Origin of the sequence: Nocardioides seonyuensis (assembly GCF_004683965.1) — a bacterium.
GTDB classification, from domain to species: domain Bacteria; phylum Actinomycetota; class Actinomycetes; order Propionibacteriales; family Nocardioidaceae; genus Nocardioides; species Nocardioides seonyuensis.
Genome location: NZ_CP038436.1, coordinates 3,905,084 through 3,923,930 on the forward strand (window position 1 = coordinate 3,905,084; position 18,847 = coordinate 3,923,930).

Consider the following 18,847-nt stretch of genomic DNA (forward strand, 5'->3'; position numbering starts at 1 on the left):
CATGGGAGTCTGCGACGTCCCCGTCATCCACACCGTCTGCAACGTCGCCGGCGACGCGGCGGGTGAGATCATCACCGCACCCTTCGAGTGGCTCGCTCACGGCATGGGCGGTGCCGCGGAGTGGATGTTCGCGTCGGTGTGGAAGGCCATCGACACCACGACGTACGTCGACGTGACCGGCGGTCAGTACACGAAGGTCTACAACATCATGTTCGGCATCGCGGTCTTCGTGATGCTCGCATTCTTCATGCTCCAGGTCATCGGCGGCATGATCCGCCGCGAACCCGCGGCCATGACCCGCGCTCTCCTCGGGCTCGCCAAATCGATCCTCGGCTCGTTCGTCGCCCTCGCCTTACTCGCCACCGCGCTGCAGGTCACCGACCAGCTCAGCATCGGCATCGTCAACGCCGCCGGCACCAACATGAACCAGATGGGCGACAAGATCACCCTCCTGGCCGCCGGAATCACCACCATCAACCTCGCTTCGCCCGGCGCAGGCGCGATCCTGACGATCTTCCTCGCCAGCCTCGCTCTCATGGCTTCGCTGATCGTCTGGTTCAGCCTCCTGATCCGCAAGGCCCTGTTGCTGATCGCGATCGTCTTCGCGCCCATCGCGCTCGCCGGATCCAGCTGGGATCACACCCGCTCGTGGGTGTCGCGGTGGGCGATGTTCGTGATCGCGATGATCCTCTCGAAGGTCGTGCTGGTCGTGATCTTCCTGATCGCCACCGCCCAGATCTCCGCGCCCATCGACGCCGACCTGCAGTCGGTCAGCCAACCCATCGCCGGTGTCGTACTCATGCTGATGGCCGGGTTCGCGCCCTACCTGACCTACAAGGCCATCGCCTTCATGGGCTTCGACATGTACCACGCCATGTCCGCAGAGCAGGAAGCCAAGTCCGCTCTCAACCGCCCGATGCCCGTGCCCCTCTCTCGAGGTGGATCCCAGCCCGCCAAGGTCCTGGGCGACGCAGGAAGTGGTGGCGGTACGTCGGGTCGTGGCACGTCGCCCTCTCCCTCCGGCGCTGGCGGCGGAGGTGGTGGCCCGGCACCTGCGGGCACCGTCGGCGGAAGCTCAGGTGGCAGCGCGGGCGGCGGCCCAGGCAGGAGCGCTGGTAGTGCGTCGGGGGGCTCCAGCGGCGCCGGCTCCGCCGGAGGTGGCGCAGCTGGCGGTGCGGCTGCTGGGGGAGCCGTCGGAGCAGGGATCGTGGCCGCGAAGGAAGCCGCCGCAGCCGGTCCCCGGCTGGGGCAGTTCGTCGCAGCCACGCCCGGCAACCACGCCGAGTCTGCACAGGCGCCCCGGAACGGGTCCGCGCCTCCGCATGTTGCTGACACCACCCTGCCTGAGAAACCAGACCGGGGTGGGTCGCGATGAGTACGACGACCGAGCCGGGACTGACGCCGATCAAGTTCTCCCGCCTCTCACGCCGCGGCGTACTGCTCGGCCTTTCCGGACCACAACTCACCGTCGTCGGCACGGCGGCCGGGTCTCTAATCCTGGCGCTGTACGTCGGTGCCGCCCTGCTCGCCGTACCCGTCATCACGGCCTGCTTGAGCGTGGCATTCGTCAAGATCGGCGGCCGGACGCTCGTCGAGTGGGCACCCATCGCCACCGTCTGGGCCTGGCGATCCACCGGCGGGCAACTCAACTACCGGCGACGCATCCTCAAACCACGTCCTGCTGGCACCCTCGCCCTCCCCGGGGACGCGGCTAGGTTGCGGCAATGGGTCGACGTCGAGACCGGAGCGGTCATGGTGCACGACCCGCACGCCGCGACCCTGACCGCGATCATCGGCCTCACCCACCCCGCGTTCGTCCTCCTCGACCCCTCGGAACAGGAACGCCGCGTCGTGACCTGGGGACGCGTTCTCGCCACCGCCTGCCGATCCGGACGGATCGCGTCGCTTCAGGTCATGGAACGCACGCTGCCCGAGTCCGGCAAAGGCCTCGCCGACTGGTGGCGGCGCCACGGCGCCCACGACAACACCTGGGTGTCGAAAACGTATGCGGAACTCGTCGACCGCGCCGGCCCCGCAGGTGAACGCCACGCAAGCACGATCTCAATCTCCCTCGACATGAAGACCGCCAGCAGGTCCGTCCGAGCCGCCGGAGGAGGAATGCGTGGGGCAGGCGCCGTACTACGGCAAGAGATGGCCACCATGGTCGCGGCTTTGAAGTCGGCCGACCTCTCCCCCGGCGACTGGCTCACCCCAGGCGACCTCGCCCTGATCCTTCGCTCCGCGTACGACCCCGCGGTGGCCGGCGCCCTCGAACGACACGGCGACCTCGGCCGCGACCTTGCCACCGCCGGCCCCGTAACCGTCACCGAATCCTGGGGTTCGCTGCGCAGCGACTCCGCGCACCACTGCGTCCTGTGGATCAGCGAATGGCCCCGCTCACTCGTCTTCCCAGGCTTCCTCGCGCCCCTGCTGCTGTCGTCGGGGGTGCGCCGCACCTTCACGCTGCTCTACACGCCGATGCGGACCGACCGTGCTGCCCGAGACATCCGCAAGAAGAAGACCGAGTACATCTCCGACGCCGCCCAGCGGCAGAAGATCGGCCAGATCGAAGACGCCCAACAATCAGCCGAATACCAGGACGTCCTCCAACAAGAAGCGGACCTCACCGCCGGCCACGGTGTCCTGCGCGTCACTGGTCTCGTCGCTATCAGCGCGACTGATCCCGACGAACTCGAGCGGGCCGTCGCCACTGTCGAGCAGGCCGCGATCCAGGCCTCGTGCGAAACCCGGCGGCTGTGGGGGCAGCAGGCTCAGGGCTTCGCCGCCGCGGCGCTGCCCGTGGCCAGAAGCATGTAGCTGTTCGAAAGCTCGTCCACATTTCGGCGAACGACTGACGGCCCATCAAGTGTTGCGGCATGCTCTTCCCCAGATCCCGCTGGAGACCCGAGACTCCGGCGGGATCTTCTGTTTCCTGCCCGGCGGTCAAGTCGGCGCAGTGCAGCCCGGTTCGCTGTGGAAGGCATTCCCCGGACAACTGTCAGGGGCTCCTGAAACGATGCGAACATGGACGAACATCAGGAGCCGGACGCCAACACTTCCGCAGGCACTGAGCCCGACCTCGACGGCGCTACGGTAGGCGCCGATCTCGATGTTGCGACTGCCGAGCGCGAGATTTCAGACGCGGTCGGCGCCCGCCACTCACTGGCCCGCAAGTACGTCCGCCGAGTGAGGCGCCGCCACCCTGAGGCCTCCCCGGCAGAGGTTGTCACGCTCCTCGAGCGCCACTACGTCACCGCCATCAGCGTCGCAGGAGGCGTTGCAACCGCTGGCACGATCGCCGCAAGCGTCGGGCTGTCGCTCATTCCAGGAGCCTCCGCAGGCAAGGAGGCTGGCAAGGTAGGCGCGAAGGTGGCCGCGAAGAAGGTGGCAGCCAAAGCCGCGGCAAAGACCGCTGCCAAGGCAGCCGCGGCGAACATGGCGCGGACAGGTGTTGCGCGCATGGTGCCCGCTGGCGACGAGCGCCTGCAGTTCGAAATCACCGCGGTCTTTGCTTTGGCGCTCGCGGAGATCCACGGCATGCGCCTCGACCAGGACCAGTCGAAGGCCTTGGTCTACGGGCTTTCGAACGACCGAGTGAGCCAGAAGCAGATCTCGGCCATGGCGAACGATGTCGCGCGCGCTACGCGCTCCGCGAGCGGCCTCGGGGAGCAGTTGGCATCCGCTCAAGATGATTGGTCACACTGGGCCAACACCCTTGCCTCTCAACTCCCCGGAACAGCCGCTGGCGATCTGGTCCGCACCGTTCAAACCGGTCAGCTCGACACCATGCGCGGCGGCCTCTCTGATGGCCAGCAGTCGATCGTCGAGTACGGCGTCGGAGCCGTTGCTGGCGGGATGACGCGCTTCGTCTTCGGCCGGGAGGTTGTCAGTGCAGCGCGTGTCGCCTTCGCTGAGGCACCGGAGGAGTTCCCTGCACATCTCGCCGCCGAGTCGGCGACGGCCGGCGATGAGCATGAGCCGAACCGTGCGTTTTCTGCTTTGGACGACGCCGCCAAGTCGACCTCAGGGTGGGTGTCCTCCACCGCCAACAAGGCGACCCGGGTCTTCCGGAACGTTGATCTGGACGGCGACGGCATTCCCGACGAAGCGCAGGCCATTACCGCCTTGAAGAACGCTGGCGGAGCAATCGGCGGAGCGGGGTCCACCGTCACACGTGCGTTCCGACGGGTCGATCGTGACGGAGACGGTGTGCCTGACGACCGGGCAGCTTTGACTGCACTCCGCGATATGCGCGGCGCGGCGGCTTCGAAGCTCAAGCGGCCCAAGCCGACGTCCGATGCGAGGGAGGACCGGGTGGAACGGCAGGAGCTGAAGACCCAGGTTGACGAGTTGATGCGCCAGTACCAGGACGGCGAGATCGACGGCGAGACCTACGCACAGCTCATGATGGAGCTGACTACGTCGGCGCAGGACTGACCGGCGTCCCCTCGCCCGACGACTCATTTCGGGTTCACGTTCGTAGGTCAAGTGTGCTTCCCGCATTCAATGGCGGCCGCGTGCGCACCTCCTCGATGAGACCCATCGATCCAGGAGCCTGCTGCGATGCCTACCTTCAACGACCCGACCGCCGATGCCGACGAACTCCGCGAAGCCGCCCGCGGTCTCGCGCACGCCACCAGATCCATGAACAACTCCACTGCGGTCTACCCCGTCCTGGGTGCCCTCACTGCGTCGCTCGCCTCGATGTCACAGTCCTTGCATCAACTCGGGGATCTCCACGACCAGCCGGCCAAGTGCGGGGTGAGCGCCATTGGCGACGCGCAGGCGGGGCGCGCGGCGTCGTACCGCGTCGCGTGGGAGCTCCACCGCGCGGCGGAGATGCTCCAGCAGGTCGCCGAGTGCATCGACCGGGCCCACGAGATCGAGGCGAGCATGACCTACGCCACCAGCACGCCGGAACGTCCACACCGGCATCCAGCCCCGAACGCCGGGCTGTCTCTGTGACCGACGACGAGCGGCTGCACACCTCGGTCCTCGTGTCGCCGACCAAGGAGCGGCGGCGCGACCGCAAATTCCGGGACGGCGCGGCTCGTTCGATGGCCCAGCACGACCGCGACACCCGCCGAACGTCGGCCAAGCAGGCGTACGACGACCTCAAGGCTGAGCGCCGCGCGACCGCCGTGCTGCCGAAGGCTGGCGAGCCTGGTCCAGCAGCGCTGCGAACCTTTGGCCGGTTCAAGCTCCCCCGGCACCAGGACACCTCCGCGACCCTCGCTGGGGCGTACCCGTTCCTCGCCGAAGGCGGCTTGAGCAGCGAGGGCGTGTTCGTGGGCCAGGACCTCTACTCCGGATCCTCCTTCGTCTACGACCCGTGGATCCTTTACGCGCGGGGACTCATCACCGCACCGAACCTCGTCCTCGCCGGCATCGTCGGTTCGGGCAAGTCGTCACTGGCCAAGAGCCTCTACACGCGATCGATCCCTTTCGGTCGCCGTGTGTACGTCCCTGGTGACCCGAAGGGTGAACACACCGCTGTCGCCGAAGCCGTCGGTGGGCGAGCCATCGCACTCGGGCATGGAATGATCAACCGGCTCAACCCACTCGACGAAGGCCACCGGCCCGTTGGACTCGACGACGCCCAATGGTCCAGCCAAGTCGCATCGCGCCGACGCGACCTGGTCGGCGCACTCGCCGAAACGGTTCTCGAGCGGCGGTTGACCCCGCTCGAGCACACGGCTGTCGACATCGCCATCGACCGCACCGTCCGCGGTTCCGACGTACCAGTCCTCCCCATGATCGTCGATCGACTCCTCAGCCCGGATCAGGTCGATGACCCCAACGGTCGCCTCACCGAGGACGCGCGACTCGTCGGCCACGCCCTGCGCCGACTCGTCGCCGGCGACCTCGCCGGCTTGTTCGACGGCCCATCAACAGTGAGGTTCGACCCGGCTCTGCCAATGATCTCCCTCGACCTCTCCCGCGTCGCCGAGAACGCGACCCTCATCTCGGTCCTGATGACATGCGCATCAGCGTGGATGGAATCCGCACTCATGGACCCCGCGGGCGGGCAACGCTGGGTCGTGTACGACGAAGCCTGGCGGCTCATGTCCCACCCCGCACTGCTGCGCAGGATGGACGCCCAATGGCGGATGGCCAGGCACTACGGGATCGCCAACATGCTGATCTTCCACAAGCTCACCGACCTCGACAACGTCGGTGACTCCGGCTCCGCCATGCGCGCCCTCGCCTCATCACTGCTCGCCAACGCTGAGACCCGGATCGTGTACCGGCAAGAGGCAGATCAACTCGGCGCCACCTCGACCGCGCTCGGACTGACCGGCACCGAGCAGGCGCTCATCCCCACCCTCGGCACGGGTCAAGGGCTCTGGCGGATCAAAGATCGCTCATTCGTGGTCCAGCATCAGATGCATCCAGACGAACTCCGAGTCTTCGACACCTCCAGCCGAATGTTGACTGGCGCTTGAGACGGCGGCGTCCCCGCCCGCTACGGAGTAGCCCTGTTCGCCCAGAATGACGTACGAAATATGCCAAGGCGCCGCTGTGGTCTAAAGCCGGCGCCGCGCCATGCCATCCGCCGTCAGTGGCGGAGAGCGTCGCCTGTCGGACCTCTCAGGAAGGATAGGAGGCGACAGCGAAGGAGCAGCAATGGTGGATCCACTTACCGCGGCAGCGGCAGCATCTGCGGCGACCGGTACGGCCAAGGGAATCAGCGGTGCCGCTGGAAGGCAGATAGTCGTGTTCCTCGGGAAGCGGACCCAGCGCATCCGGGTCGCCCGAGCCGTCTCGAAGAAGGCGAAGTCTGAGGGCATCGAGGTCGGTTGGCGGACACTGGCTTCCTGGTTGAAGACCGAGGACGTGCGTGAAGCTGTTACAAAAGGCGACACCGATCAGCTCCAAAGCGCGCTTGAGCGGTTGGAGTTCACAATGGTGGATGCTGCCAACCTGGACATTGCCGCGGCTGTCGCGAGGGTGGTCGAACTCATTCGCAATGAAGCCCTGCGCCGGGAGACCGTAAACGACGGCCGAGTGGCACAAACGCTTCGTCTCGAACAGACGATTAAGACCACGGCCAGCGAGCAACGAGCGCTGCTCACAGCAGGCGGCGACGAGGTCGCGTTCACGACCGCCCTGGAGAAGCTCCATCCCTGGCGAGCAACAGCGGCCCGCGACCTCGCAGCCCAATGGACGCCCTTTCGGGGACTTGTGATCACCCTCGCCGGCGAGCGTGATCGACGGAGCCTCTTAGAACAGTGGGCAACCGCTCCCCCGGCCGCCATGGCAGACGCTCCCGCCGAAGCATGGTGCTGGCTCGCATGCGTCGCCGGCGATTACGGGGCCAGCGTGGCAGTCGTGGAGTTCGTCGCGAAGGGAGTCGACGCGGGTGCCTCTGCCTCGTACTGGTGGGCCCGAGCCGGCCTGAGCATCGGAACCGGCACGCCACAAGACGCCGCGCTTGCAAGAGATCTGTGGTCGCGTTCGGTCCCGAAGCACCCACTCGCTGCAGCGGGCGAAGCAATCGAGAAGGGCGACTACTCGCCTGCCGAGGAGGTCCTCGAATCCTGGGACGCGGACGATCCCAACGACCAGTCGATCAAGTCCATTCTGCAGACCGCGGCAGCAACCGGTCGCGGCGACTTCAATCGGGCCATCCAGATCGGAATCGAAGGCGCAGCCGACCATCCCGAGGGCAGCGGCAACACGCTGCGTACCGCCGAGGCCCTGCTCTCACGCGGCCACCACGGGCTGAGCGAACACCCGCTCAGCGACTTTGCCCGCGCCTTCGACCTGGCCATCCAGGCTCGCGACTCCCGTCGAACATGGCTCGGCGACAGTGTCGCCCCGATCCTGACAGCGGTGAAAGCATCCGCGCTGGCCACCGACATCGACCGGGCATGGCGCCTCACGCAAGCTCCGCCAGAGGGAACCGCTCTCCCACACGAGGCTCGCGACATCCGACTACGACGAGAGTCGGCGATTCTTGCCGCCGCAATGGGCAGATTCGAGAACGCGCAGGCAGTGGCCGAGTCTCTCGATGATCCGTTCGTTACTCACACCGTCGCCGGTTGGAAGGCCTTCGCAGACGACCGTCCCGACGACGCCGAGGATGCCTGGCTCCAAGCCTGGGAACACGCTCCGAATGACACATCGCGGCTCCAGACCGCGTCCGCCCTGGCACCGCTGGGCAAGCGCCTCCCCGACCTGGGTTCCCTGCCCGACGAGTACAGCTTGGCCGTCGACCACATCAAGACCATCCACGAGGTGATGAGCAGCGACGAGGACATGTCGTTGCTTCGTGTCAGGGCCCGCGATTCTGAGCAGCTCACCGTCCTCCTTGCAGAACGGCTCGTCGCGCAGGGGAAAGTTGCAGACGCGGCCGCAGTCCTTGAAGCCGGCGGCGCCCGCTGGAACCACCCTCTGATGATGAGGATGGCCGCATCACGGTACGAGAGCGCCGGGGCCTACGAGAAAGCGTTCGACGTGGCCGCCACGGCGCTGTCGCTCGGCGGCCCGACCTGGGCGGGACGCCTGGAAACCCTGATGATCCAGTTTGACTCGCTGGAGTCACGAGGTGAGTTTTCGCGGTCGTTGGCCGTCGTGCGTGAGATGGCCACCATCGCGCCAGGGAACCTCACCGTCCGCTGGGCCCTAGTGCACAGCCTGGTCCGAGCGGGCAGCATCGAGGACGCTTGGCGTGCCCTCACCCACGAGGGCAGGCCGGTCGACCCGCGCGACCCCGCCGACGCCCGGACTTGGATCGGCCTGACAGCAGAGTGCGACGACAGCCCAGAGTTCGTCCAACGCTCCCTCGAGACGATGAGCGCCTGGGTCCACGAGCCTGACACCGTCGGCGTGTTCCTCATCCAGATTTACCGCGGGCTCACCCGCCACGCACGCGACGTCGCCGACGCCGACATCGCCGAGCTTCACAAGGCGACCGCAGACTTCACCGCGGCGCATCCCGAGAACCAAGTGTTCCGGTCGTTCACGCTGGACGAGAACGACATCGTCGGTTCACTGACGACAATGCTCAAGAACCGAACAGCAGAAGACCCGGCGATCAAAGACCTTCGCGAACGCGTAGGACGTGGCGAACTACCGCTCGGATTCGTCGTCGAATTGACGAGCCGAACCTATGTCGAAGTCTGCATTATGACCGGCGCAGGCCTCGTGTTCAGCCACATGCCGCCAGCCGCCGAGGCCGGCCAAGCGGTCGCTGCGGCCGCCCTGGGCTCTCGAGTCGTCATCGACGGCTCTGCGGCGGCGACGCTCTCGCTCCTCAACCCGGCGATCGTCGACAGGCTGATCGGTGCTTTTCTGGATCTGGGAACGACGGACTCCGCCTACCGCGACGCGCTCGGCGCCCAGCAGAGCCTCAACATGCGGTCGACCATGACCTTGGGCTGGGACGACAAGCAAGCGCGTCCGCTGATTACCGAGACAAGCGAGGAGGAAGCCGACGCCTTCGCACGTCGCGCAGACCGGGTCGTTGACCTGTTGGCCCGCTCTGAGCGCCGGGGCTGGCCCGGACTCAAGCGGTTCGCGGAGTTCTCTGGCGACGGAATCTGGCTCAGCTCCCTCGACCTAGCCATGTCCGAGGGGCGGCCCTTCTGGTGCGACGACCGATCCCTTCGCCAGATGGCCGCCTCCGAAGGCGCTCAAACGTTCGGCACCGTCGACCTCCTCGCGGCTCTGGAAGCTGCCGGCCTACTCGATCACGACCTCGGGATCGCCGCACGCGCCAGCCTGGTCGCCGGCTACCACGTAGACCTGGACTTCGACGCGGACGTACTGACGCTCGCCGCCGAACTCGACAACTGGAGGCCCAAGGGCGCCGCCGCCGCACTTACACGCACCCACTCTTGGGTCGACCCCGCCGCATGCGTCCGATTCGCCAGCACAGCCATGGCCCGGGTCGCGCCCACGTCCCCGGCAGCCATTGCGGACTGGACAGCCGCAGTAGCGCTCGGCTTGGTCCGCATCACCGACGGGAGCGTCGAAGCCGCTTCGCAAAACCTGAAGATTCTTCTCACCCACCAGTTCTCCCAGCCGTGGCTACGTCCCGACACCCTGCCGTTCGTGATGCAAGGCATCCGAACAGCCGTCGACGACCTGCCCGGCACCACCGACCCGCTGCCGGCGGTACTTGCCCACACGTACAGTCAGATCGCAGGGAAGCATGGCGCTTGTCAGGCCGCTGAGTTCCTGTTGATGTTGGTCGCGAACCTGGGCGACCAGGAGAGGGCCACCGCAGCCAGAGTCATCCTCACGAGCGAGACGTAGCCGCTTGTCGACGTATCAGTCGCCGAAATGCTCGCGAACTTGGTCCGCCTGCTCTTAGGAGAGCTCCCACCGGCGATACGGAGCGCTCTGCCAGCCTTGGTCGCGCAGCCACTGACGGATCGTTGTGGGACTGAGGCTGAGCTCTACCGAGAGCTGCCTGGGGGTGATCGGCTCGGTCATTCTTCGACACTAGGCGAGGCAGGCTGGCTCCGCTGGACGACGGCGCAGACCAGTCAGCCCGCCCTGCTTCTTACCGCCGCCTGCCGGGCACTCCCGCTGCGCGTCGAGAATCGCAGTTGCCTACGGGATTGAACTTCGGTCCATCAGGCCGAGAGCGTCGGCGAGAGCCGAGTGCTTGCTGAGGTGCGTCTTCATCGCCTTCTGAGTTGACGCACCGCCAACGGTGGCTCTTCGAACCCAGGTGTCATGTGGCCCCATCTGGCTTCGGTACTTCGCATGCGCGTGACTCAGTGCCTCGTCGCTCGGGTTCCCCTGGCCCAGATTCCGCACGTGGGCCGCCCGCATATGCGGCTTCGGTGGGCTGTGAGTACCTAGAGCGACCCCTGCGCGCTGCCCAACGTACGAAGGAGTCGGCTTGTAGTTGATGCCCCCCGTCTTTGACCCGCCAGCAGTTCGCCTGAAAGCAGACGTTCCGGCGGGGTTCAGGCGCAGGCTTATTGAGACGTCGACGTACCAGCCGACTGCGTAGGCCATGGCCTGTTCTGTGCCTGGTTCATCGAGACCCCAGCCGATGAAGTCGGTCGTATCGAACGCGATGAGCTGCCCCTGTTTGCGCCGCCCAACCCAGGCGTACGCATAGTTGTCATCCTGGGTGAGGAGGACTTGCGCCCCGTTCGGGTCGCCGCCAAACCAGGTGGGCCAGTCGGTCCACTTGGTGAGCGCACTCGCTTGGCCAACTGCGACGTTCCTCATGTACTCAGTGACATCTCGAGAGTCCGTGTGCACGAAAGGGGACGAGCCGGGAGCGACGAAGCTAAGCCCTCGGGCCCTGGCTGCATCAAGTAGCTGGATCAACGCCGACGATGTCTTCTCATCGATGAGCGGAAGCACCCAAGGGGCGGCTCGATAGCGCCAGTCGCCTGGCGCTCCATGCCATCGTTCCGAACCCAGATCAAGGCCCCGTGTCGACAGTGCGGACATGGCATATGCGGCCACCAGAAGCCGGTCGGATGCACTCTGGACGGAGGATGACCTCCGCGGGCCCATGAACGTATGAGCCAGGCCCGAAGTGAGGAGGGGAGCCCCGATGCGGCGCACCCCGGCACTCCCCAAGCGAGACGCCAAGAGTGCTGCTAGGGCTGCCTGGCTAGGGCGGTCACCAAACCTCACGGCCTTGCGGGCGAGCCGACCTATCGCTCTCGATGCGACGGACCGTTCCACGGCAGCCGAACTCACGAGCGTGGGGGAGGCACCGGTCTTGAGAGCAACGCCGGTCAGCATCGCGATCAACTTGGCCTGTTGGCGTTCGGAAACCTTGACCCCAGCCAAGTACCCAAGTGCTGTGTTCGAAGCTCTGTGCCCGTCACAGATCGCTGCGCCAACCTTTACGGAGTCGCGCGCTCTGGCCTTCGGAAGGTCAAAGTCACCTTGGACCATGGCTCGGGCCCGTGAAGGGTCACCGGTACAGGCAATCGCAGCGACGCCGAGTAGCGCAGAGGGGCCCGCCGATCGACGTTGGTCGGCGCGTAGTTGCGCTGACTCGAGAGACGCCACGGGCTTCTGGAGTAGCTCCCGATCCCAGTCTGCGCCATCAAGCCGGATCGTCGTCGACATCGCCGCAATCTACCCATGATCCGTCTGCGCGATCGAGTATGACATTCATCCGGCGCGTCGCTCCGCCAATGCCTCGTGGCCCTCATTGGGACGGAGTCGCGGCGCTGGCTGCGTACCTCCTGGTTATCGAAGCCAGGAGGCACGCATGCGACTCCAAGACCGACCGGCAGCAGCACGAACGGCGAAACTCGAGGCACTTCAACAAGAGTTGGCCGAGTCCGTGGCCGCTCTCGTCACGGGTGAGGACTGGACACGTGCGATGACCTTCGCGGTCAGGTTCCGGTCGAGGAGCTTCAGCAACTCGCTCCTGATCGCCACAGCGCACCTCGCGGCGTACAACGAGGGTCGCGTGCCGGAGCCGAGCCCGACGTACGTCGCGGGGTTCCGGCAATGGCAGTCCCTCGGCCGGCATGTAGTCAAGGGACAGTCCGGGTACGGCATCCTCGCCCCGGTCACCGCACGATTCGCCAGCCGCGAGCCCGCCAATCCTGGGTCGTGGCATCGACTCGGCCGCGGCGAGAGGCCCGCTCCTGGCGAGGTCGTGAAGTCACGGCTCATCGGCGTGAAGGGCACCCACGTGTGGGACGTGTCGCAAACCGACGGTCTCCCGTTGCCGGAACCTCCACGTCCGGTCCTCCTGGAAGGGGAGGCGCCGTCGGGGCTGTGGGACGGCCTCGCCGATCAGATCACCTCCGACGGCTACGAACTACGGCTGGTCTCCTCGTCCGCAGCGATCGGAGGCGCCAACGGTCTCACTGACTTCCTCACCCGCGAAGTCTCGATACGCATGGACGTCGACGACGCAGCCCAGGCCAAGACGCTCGCGCACGAGCTCGGGCACTGCCGGCTCCATGCCCCGAAGTCCGTCGACGCCGACACGACTGCGGCGGCCGAGGCGACCGTGCATCGCGGGACTGCCGAGGTAGAAGCCGAGTCTGTCGCGCTTATGGTCGGCGCCGCCCATGGTCTGGACACGAGCGCCTACACCATCCCCTACGTCGCGACCTGGGCCAAAAGCGTCCCCGGCAAGACACCAGTCGAGGTCGTGCAAGCCACCGCCGAACGAGTCCGCGCCACTGCACTCGGGATCCTCGACCGGCTCGACACCATCAAGGTCGGCGACGGCGACCCACCCGGACTCGACCGGGCCGCACTCACCCCCTCCGCGCCCATGCGACGTATCCAAGCGAAGACTCCGGCGGTGGAGCTGTGAAGATCCCCGTCGTTCTCCCAGTCGTGCATATCAACGTTTCAGGCGATGGCGGCCTTACCGTCACTCTCGATGGCGAGGTCTACCAACACGCCAGCGTGTTCACCCGCGGCAACGTGGGCGACGTACTGGACCAGATCACCACCATGCTCGACTCCCCCGTCCGGGTTGAGGTCCGTGAGGCCGACGGTACGACGTACGCCGACATCGCCACCCCACCCGAACACCTCACCGAGCCACCCAAGGAAGAGTCAGTTTGGCCGACGACCCCCGCCACGTCCCACGCAGGCTTCATGCCCGGTGAGCAGGTCGCGCTCGCCTACGTCCTGACCCGACAGACAGCCGACCTCGACGGCAGCGCACCCCTACGCCTCCCGCCGACGCTGCTCGCCTCACGCCGTGACGGACTCGTCCTGGTCGGACTGACCTCCCACACCATCGCGACCATCCAATGACACCGGGGAACCCACACGGGCGGGGTGTCGACGACGAACTGGTCAACCTCGCCCTCGTTGCACTGCTCGCTGCGTTCGGTGTCTCCCTACTGCTGCGAGGAGCCGGGTCGATCGCCGCCTTCCTGACAGGCACCGAGCAGCCGAGCAGCCGAGTGTCATCGGGGTTCCAGGTCCTCCTCAACGCCCGCGACCCCGGTGCTGCCCTGGAGGCGAACGAGCTCTCTGCCGCGGCGTACTGGCTTGTCGTCGCCGCCGGGCTGACAGTCCTTGCCGGCATCTCGTGGGTGACGTGGCGGGTGGTCAGCGGGGTACGACATCGCGCCACACGAGACCCACACCGACTTCCCGGCACCGCCACCGCCCGCGACATCGAAGCGGCGGCATCGAAGAAGGCACTCCTACGCCGCGGCCAAACCCTGCGCCCCTCACTCCCCCACCCCTCACCGGAAGACATCGGCTACCGGCTCGGCCGCAGCCGAGGCCGCGAGATCTGGGCCTCGGTCGAGGACTCCATCCTCATCCTCGGGCCACCCCGCTCCGGCAAGGGCCTCCACCTGGTCATCAACGCGATCCTCGACGCGCCCGGCGCCGTGGTCACCACGTCAACCCGCCCCGACAACATCACCGCCACGTTGGCCGCAAGACAAGAGCGTGGGCCCGTCGCGGTCTTCGACCCACAGCAGCTCACCGCCGAGCTGATCGACGTACGACGAGCGGCTGTGCGCTGGTCACCCGTACGAGGCTGCGAACAACCCCTGACCGCGATGATCCGCGCCGCCGGCCTCGCCGCCTCCACCGGGCTCTCGGCCGACGGCGTCGAGTCCGGCGGGTTCTGGGAAGGCAAGACCCGGTCCGCCCTTCAGGCGCTCCTGCACGCAGCCGCGCTGGAAGGTCTCTCCACGCGGGTGCTCTTCGAGTGGTCGCTGTCCCCATCGGTGGCGGCCGATGCGGTCGGTATCCTGTCCGGACACCCCGCGGCGGCGACTGGATGGGCCGACGCGCTGCAGGCCATGATCGGCGCCGACCCGCGCACCCGCGACTCGATCTGGATGGGAGTCGCCCAAGCTCTCGCCTCCCTCGCCGACCCTCGCGTCCTCGATGCCGTCAATCCTGAGCCCGGCGAACAGTTCGACCCGACTGAGTTCCTCACCAACAACGGGACGCTCTACTTGCTGGCAACCGGTGCGGGTTCCGGTGCCTCCTGGCCACTTGTCGCAGCCTTCATCGAGGACCTCACCGAGACCGCCCGTGGGCTGGCCGCCAGTTCTCCCGGCGCGAGACTCGACCCGCCGCTCCTTCTCGCCCTCGATGAGATCGGCAACCTTTCGCCGCTTCCGTCGCTGCCGGTGCTGATGGCCGAAGGTGGTGGGACTGGCATCACCACCATGCCGGTTCTCCAGTCACTGTCCCAAGCACGCCACAAGTGGGGCGACCACGCCGCGAGCGCGATCTGGGACGCCTCCATCGTCAAGGTCATCCTCGGTGGCGCGTCTGCCTCCAAAGATCTCCAAGAGCTCTCCGTGCTCATCGGCGAACGCGACGAGCGAACTGACAGCGTCTCGATCGGGGACTACGGCTCCCGATCGATCCAGCGAACAACACGTCGAGTGGCTGTGATGCCACCTGAGAGGATTCGGACTCTCCCGTTTGGTACGGGACTGGTGCTGCTGCGCAGCGCGCCGCCCGTCGTCACTCAACTTTGTCCATGGGTGGATCGCCAACGGCGGGGCCGATCTGGGCGGTGAGAGTCTCTCCGCCGCAAGTCAACGTGTCGCGATCGAGTGGTGGCGCAGGGCGCTAACTGGCATCTAGGTTTTTCGCATGGCACCCAACGACCTACTGACAATGAAGCAGGTCGCTGCCGAGCTTGGACTAAGCCACTCCAAGGCGACGAGCCTCGTCACCAAGGGCCTGCTTGCAGTAGTAGCTAGACGCGGCGGCGCCGCCACCTGGCGGGTTTCCCGTTCGGACCTCGATGCCTATGTGGAACGCGTGCGCCAAGAGAGCCTTCGCGACACGCGTCGACGCAACGAGCGCCGCAGGAGTGAGGCGCTTGTTGCGCTCACCTCCGCATGGAGTTCAATGCCCGCTCAGGACCAAGACCGGCTGCGAGAACTGGCGCCAGACCTGTACAGGCCCTTGGCCAAGCTCGTTCAAGCTCGACCGAGGGAAGCCGCGCTCACCGAACTAGCCGCTGCCTACGCACGCCTGACGGAAGACGGAGTCATTGAGTTGGCTCTTGCCCTGCCCCATGACCTGCACTGGGCCATAGCTCGGATCAGGTGCGCCAGCTGATGCGTAACCACCCGCGTCTTTCCGCCGCGAGCCGACGCGGGAGACTCAGCAAGACTGGCACGCTCGATCTGTGAGCCCACTAATCGAGGACGCGCCGCCAGCCACTTGGCAGGACCTAGAGGCAATGGTCGCGCGTGTCCTGCGCGAGTGCGGCTACGAGGTCGAAGTGCAGAAGCACGTTGAGTTGGCACGCGGTGATGTAAACGTCGATGTCTGGGCCGACGATCGTGCAGAGCCGCCAAACATCCTTGCCATCGAGTGCAAACACTGGAACAGGCCAGTGAGCAAGGATGTCGTTCACGGCTTCCGCACCGTGGTTGGCGACAGCGGCGCCAACACTGGATTGTTGGTGTCGTCAGCTGGCTTCCAATCGGGAGCCAGCGAGGCCGCTGCCTACTCGAACGTTCACCTACTCACTTGGGACGACTTTCAGCGAATGTTCGCCCTCCGGTGGTTCAGGTCCTTCATGTCGCCGACTGTCGCTGAAGAGACCGATGCGCTCCATGAATACACTGAACCAATCAACAGTCGTGTCTCTAGGAAGGCCGCCGCACTGCCCGACGAGCGACAGGCTGCATTTGTCGCATTGCGGGAGATCTACACCCCGCTCATGGTGACCAACTTTGCGTTGCATCCGGCGGTGGTGGACAACAAGTTCTCCTCGATCAAGGCCGAACTGCCGAGGCTTCCACTTCGGGATGTAGTTCAGAAGCCTGGAGGTCGTGTCCTTCTAGATGCGCTTCCGGACGACGTGCTGGACGCCGCAGCACTCCGACCCTTCATGGAGCGCCTGATACGGCACTCCCAGAGTGCCATCGCGGAGTTCGACGCAGTTTTCGGGGAGCGTGCATAGTCACGACACCTGGGTGTACCGATCGGGCACGTTGGTCGAGATCGTGTGACGACACGATTTTGAATGAGCTTGGAAGGCGAAGACCTCCGGGCGTGGAGTGGAGTTGTCTAAGGAACCGCTTTCCACCCAGGAGGTCTTCGTGTCCCTCGCTAACGCCGCACTCACCCCACGCGCCCGTCTACGGCTGGCGTGCCTGGTCGTCGACCAGGGCGGACCGCTCGCTCTCGAGCCTGAGAGGCTCACATCCGGAGCGGCGCTCGAGTGGATAGAGGTGGATGCGATGGACACCACGAGTGCATCGCTGCTTGCGCCCGGAATCGGAGCAGCCAGCGTCGCACTGTCCGGTAGCGACCACCCCTGGTGGATAGCGATCGTCATAGTGGCACTTACTTGCATGCCGCAGATTCGTGCAACGGCGCTGACGATCAGCGACATCACGTGGAAGTGGAAGCACTCACCCTGCTCATGGCATCTCCAGCACGTGCCCGTCATCTTTGAAGGCGACGACCGCGCAACCGAGCCGGACCTTCCTGGTGGTTTGTGCAAGCGAATCGGTTGAAGCCGGCTCTCAGCCGACGCTCAAGATCAAGGCTGTGGTGGACCTCTACCCGCCTCATAGAGATTCATGCCATCAGTAGTCGAAGTTCATCATCCGATCCTCGAGCTCTACCGCAGTTGCAACCAGGACCTCGAACGCGTCCGGCCCCTGCGCGATCGTGTCCCTAAACGATCGCCGCGTCTCGGCATCGAACGCCACCTGGAGTCCAGACTCGATCCAGCGCATTTGCAGACTCAGGGGACCGTTGCGTAGGAACGTGTCTGTCGCGTCGAAGATTTCACATGCGTCCACGAATGAGATCGGTGCCTCAGGCACCACCGATGCCTTGATGGCTCGCGCACCAGACGTCAGCCGGGCAGGCAGCACGCCCATGGGGGTATGCACCAGTAAGGAACGGTTCCCCTTGCCGAACCCGCCGTGAACATTCAGGTGTCGGAACTCCTCCGCGGCCTCCTTGAGGGCCGCAAGTGGTCGCTCTGAAGTGTTCGAAGCGGGAATGACGAGCGCCCACTTCTCAGTCCACGTGCTGGATATGACCTTTATGATGTCGTCCTGCTCCGGCTCCCACGACCCGAACGGCAAGGAAAGCACAAGCACGTGCTCGAGCCAGGAGAAGTAGGCGGTGGCCATTGCCGTCAGGCAGTACTGCATCTGCGTCCGAGTAAGAAAGGGAGTGAAGAACCAGGGCTGGCCGGTCTGCGACGCTGCCCGCTCACCCATCTCTGTCATCGCGCGACGCAATCCCTCGTCGCCGTGACCGTCGAGGAACGCTTGCGCCTGCCATCTGAAATAGTCGTAGGCGCCACGCAGCCGCGCGCTCTGATTCATCAGGGTGACATCACCGGACGTGACTTGTGCGTCGACCAGCGGAGACATGACGTGTCGGTCAAACACCTTCGCTCCCGCCATGAGCTGGGAGATGAATCCATCGACGAGGGACCTCAGCTCAGGCTTGTCCTCGAGGTCGTCGGTGCCGGTGAACGCGACGGCACCGGACGCCGCATCGTCCAATTCCGCGGCGCCGCGGGTGCTGTCGCCGTGCGCAGGACCCTCAACGAACACGCGGAGTCCGAACTTAGTCGACGCGAGCGCGATGTGGGTGTCGCGGTAGCGACCTTCCATGCACCATGCGGTCTTGTCGTGGGGGCCACTGTCATTGAATCCGACCCACTTCAGGGCCGCGATCGCAAGCTGCGGGACCGCGAATGACTCGGAGTGAACAGGGACCCGGATACTGCGCCCCACCCACCCTCGCCCGGACTCCGATGGAGCGAAGTCGCGCAGGATGTGGCGAAGCTTCAGCTTGGCTGCCTCGTCCGGTTCGAGGGCAGAGGCGTCCACGTGGCCAACCTAGTGCCATAGGTGGTCGATCTCTCCGACCGCACCCAGCGCCCACTGGGCGGATGGACCGAGTTTGG

13 protein-coding genes are annotated in these 18,847 nt (G+C 65.8%); 12 read left to right on the forward strand and 1 reads right to left on the reverse strand.

Annotation, left to right across the window (positions count from 1 at the left end; translation table 11 throughout):
* Position 1: 1 nt before the first annotated feature.
* The 12 genes from EXE58_RS18995 to EXE58_RS19050 all read left to right on the forward strand — a co-directional run bounded on the left by EXE58_RS18995 (position 2) and on the right by EXE58_RS19050 (position 17,429).
* On the forward strand, positions 2-1,375 hold the full coding sequence (locus tag EXE58_RS18995; protein WP_135269291.1) for a TrbL/VirB6 family protein: 1,374 nt from the start codon (positions 2-4) through the stop codon (positions 1,373-1,375).
* Entirely contained in the window at positions 1,372-2,817 is a 1,446-nt protein-coding gene (locus EXE58_RS19000; RefSeq protein ID WP_135269292.1) for an SCO6880 family protein, read from the forward strand. Before EXE58_RS18995 ends, EXE58_RS19000 begins: the two co-directional genes overlap by 4 nt.
* A 207-nt stretch (positions 2,818-3,024) precedes the next feature.
* Positions 3,025-4,437, forward strand: a complete 1,413-nt coding sequence (locus tag EXE58_RS19005) for a hypothetical protein (RefSeq protein WP_208544076.1) — start codon at positions 3,025-3,027, stop codon at positions 4,435-4,437.
* Positions 4,438-4,563: 126 nt separating this feature from the next.
* A complete protein-coding gene (locus EXE58_RS19010; protein ID WP_135269293.1) occupies positions 4,564-4,965 on the forward strand; it encodes a hypothetical protein in 402 nt (133 codons plus the stop codon).
* The gene (locus EXE58_RS19015; RefSeq protein ID WP_135269294.1) at positions 4,962-6,446 is read left to right on the forward strand and encodes an ATP-binding protein; all 1,485 of its coding nucleotides are present in this window, start codon (positions 4,962-4,964) and stop codon (positions 6,444-6,446) included. The genes EXE58_RS19010 and EXE58_RS19015 overlap by 4 nt, the downstream gene beginning before the upstream one ends.
* A 181-nt stretch (positions 6,447-6,627) precedes the next feature.
* Complete coding sequence (locus EXE58_RS19020) at positions 6,628-10,263, forward strand: PIN domain-containing protein (RefSeq protein WP_135269295.1); 3,636 nt, start codon at positions 6,628-6,630, stop codon at positions 10,261-10,263.
* A gap of 2,014 nt (positions 10,264-12,277) precedes the next feature.
* Positions 12,278-13,270: an ArdC-like ssDNA-binding domain-containing protein gene (locus EXE58_RS19815; RefSeq protein WP_208544077.1), complete on the forward strand. Its 993-nt coding sequence runs from the start codon at positions 12,278-12,280 to the stop codon at positions 13,268-13,270.
* 95 nt (positions 13,271-13,365) lie between these two features.
* Positions 13,366-13,722 (forward strand): hypothetical protein, encoded by a 357-nt coding sequence (locus EXE58_RS19030; RefSeq protein WP_167289019.1) that lies wholly within the window; start codon positions 13,366-13,368, stop codon positions 13,720-13,722.
* A complete protein-coding gene (locus EXE58_RS19035) occupies positions 13,719-15,467 on the forward strand; it encodes a TraM recognition domain-containing protein (RefSeq protein ID WP_135269297.1) in 1,749 nt (582 codons plus the stop codon). Before EXE58_RS19030 ends, EXE58_RS19035 begins: the two co-directional genes overlap by 4 nt.
* A 76-nt stretch (positions 15,468-15,543) precedes the next feature.
* Entirely contained in the window at positions 15,544-16,017 is a 474-nt protein-coding gene (locus EXE58_RS19040) for a helix-turn-helix domain-containing protein (protein ID WP_135269298.1), read from the forward strand.
* A gap of 70 nt (positions 16,018-16,087) precedes the next feature.
* Positions 16,088-16,870 carry a restriction endonuclease gene (locus EXE58_RS19045; protein ID WP_135269299.1) on the forward strand — a complete coding sequence of 261 codons (783 nt, stop codon included), beginning with the start codon at positions 16,088-16,090 and terminating at the stop codon, positions 16,868-16,870.
* Between the two features lie 280 nt (positions 16,871-17,150).
* Positions 17,151-17,429 carry a hypothetical protein gene (locus EXE58_RS19050; RefSeq protein ID WP_135269300.1) on the forward strand — a complete coding sequence of 93 codons (279 nt, stop codon included), beginning with the start codon at positions 17,151-17,153 and terminating at the stop codon, positions 17,427-17,429.
* Positions 17,430-17,501: 72 nt separating this feature from the next.
* Here EXE58_RS19050 and EXE58_RS19055 read toward each other — a convergent pair whose 3' ends face one another.
* Positions 17,502-18,770, reverse strand: a complete 1,269-nt coding sequence (locus EXE58_RS19055) for a hypothetical protein (protein WP_135269301.1) — start codon at positions 18,768-18,770, stop codon at positions 17,502-17,504.
* Positions 18,771-18,847 lie beyond the last annotated feature (77 nt).

Excerpts from the sequence above, each read along its gene's own strand:
- EXE58_RS19020 (WP_135269295.1), top strand. The coding sequence starts at position 6,628 with ATGGTGGATCCACTTACCGCGGCAGCGGCAGCATCTGCGGCGACCGGT.
- EXE58_RS19050 (WP_135269300.1), top strand. The coding sequence starts at position 17,151 with ATGGACACCACGAGTGCATCGCTGCTTGCGCCCGGAATCGGAGCAGCC.
- EXE58_RS19040 (WP_135269298.1), top strand. The coding sequence starts at position 15,544 with ATGGCACCCAACGACCTACTGACAATGAAGCAGGTCGCTGCCGAGCTT.
- EXE58_RS19035 (WP_135269297.1), top strand. The coding sequence starts at position 13,719 with ATGACACCGGGGAACCCACACGGGCGGGGTGTCGACGACGAACTGGTC.
- EXE58_RS19000 (WP_135269292.1), top strand. The coding sequence starts at position 1,372 with ATGAGTACGACGACCGAGCCGGGACTGACGCCGATCAAGTTCTCCCGC.
- EXE58_RS19005 (WP_208544076.1), top strand. The coding sequence starts at position 3,025 with ATGGACGAACATCAGGAGCCGGACGCCAACACTTCCGCAGGCACTGAG.
- EXE58_RS18995 (WP_135269291.1), top strand. The coding sequence starts at position 2 with ATGGGAGTCTGCGACGTCCCCGTCATCCACACCGTCTGCAACGTCGCC.
- EXE58_RS19010 (WP_135269293.1), top strand. The coding sequence starts at position 4,564 with ATGCCTACCTTCAACGACCCGACCGCCGATGCCGACGAACTCCGCGAA.